Raw genomic sequence first — 1064 nt, 5'->3', positions numbered from 1 at the left:
CTCGGCACCGGAGCGGCCGTCGTTGAAGTCGCCGAGCAGGGCGACCCCGGCGCCGATCCCGGCCAGCCCCTCGGCGAGGCGCGCGAGTTCCCGCTCCCGCCGGGCGGCCCCGTCCTCGGTGTGGTCACTGGTCAGGTGCGTCGCGGCGACGACCAGCGGGCCGCCCGCGGTGTCCACGGTGACGGCGGTGACCGCCTTGTGCGGGCGCAGCTCGTGCATCCCCGCCTCGCGCACCGGCAGCCGGCTCAGCACCAGAAGCCCGTTGTCCGCCACGTCCGTACCCCGCGGATCGGTGCCCAGGGTGTACCCGTCCCGCACCCACGGCTCGGCCAGCAGCAGGGCCAGCAGCGCCGGTTCGACCTCCTGGAGGGCGATCACGTCGGCGTCGGCGACCGCCAGGTCCGCCAGCAGCATCGGCCTGCGCCGGGCGGTGGCGATGCGCGGGGCGTCGTACCGGTCCCACAGGGTGTTCCAGGTCAGCAGCCGCACGCTGGCCGGAGGGTGCGCGGCCGGGCCGGCCTGCACGGGCCGCCAGCCGCCCGCCGCCGGGTCCCAGGCGTGCGGGGTGCGGGCGGTGAAGAACGGGGCGCCGAGCAGCCGCTGTTCGCGCACCCGCCCGGCGAGCGTCACGTCGATCCGGTCGACGCCGGTGGCCCGGTCCCACACCAGCTCCCCGTCGGCCTCCACGAACAGCACGCGGTGCCAGGGGATGTCGCCGCCGGGCACGAAGGAGGGCAGCGGTATCCGCTTGGGCGCGGCGCCGCGCTGCAGCAGGCCGAGGGTGAACCGCGCCGGGTCGAACCGGGGGTCCCAGCGGACCTGGTGGTAGAGCTGCTCACTGGTGCGCATCAGACGTCGTCCCCCTCGTCGGCGTCCCCGAGGGAGCCCGTCGTGTCCTCGACCGCGCCGGCCGCCCCGAGGTACCGGGTGCGGTGCGCCTGTCCGGGGTACGGCGGGCTGAACCGCCGCAGCTGCGCCGCCCAGTACGGCCTCCGGCACGGGGTGCGGGCGCACGGCGTTGCGCCGCGCCAGTTTCCGCCTCCCCGACCAGCGCCACCACCCGG

The 1064-nt window shown here is 76.9% G+C and carries 2 protein-coding genes; both read right to left on the bottom strand.

Going from position 1 to position 1064, the window contains the following annotated elements; all coding sequences use genetic code 11:
• Positions 1-849, bottom strand: an 849-nt coding sequence (locus tag SSNG_RS03535; protein ID WP_007262423.1) for an RNA repair domain-containing protein, incomplete at its 3' end; no start/stop codon positions are given.
• The coding region (locus SSNG_RS42900; protein ID WP_241694987.1) for a hypothetical protein at positions 849-1064 on the bottom strand (216 nt) is incomplete at its 5' end. The genes SSNG_RS03535 and SSNG_RS42900, both read right to left, overlap by 1 nt.

This window comes from Streptomyces sp. C (assembly GCF_000158895.1).
GTDB classification, from domain to species: domain Bacteria; phylum Actinomycetota; class Actinomycetes; order Streptomycetales; family Streptomycetaceae; genus Streptomyces; species Streptomyces racemochromogenes.
This window is presented reverse-complemented; position numbering and strand designations above follow the sequence as displayed.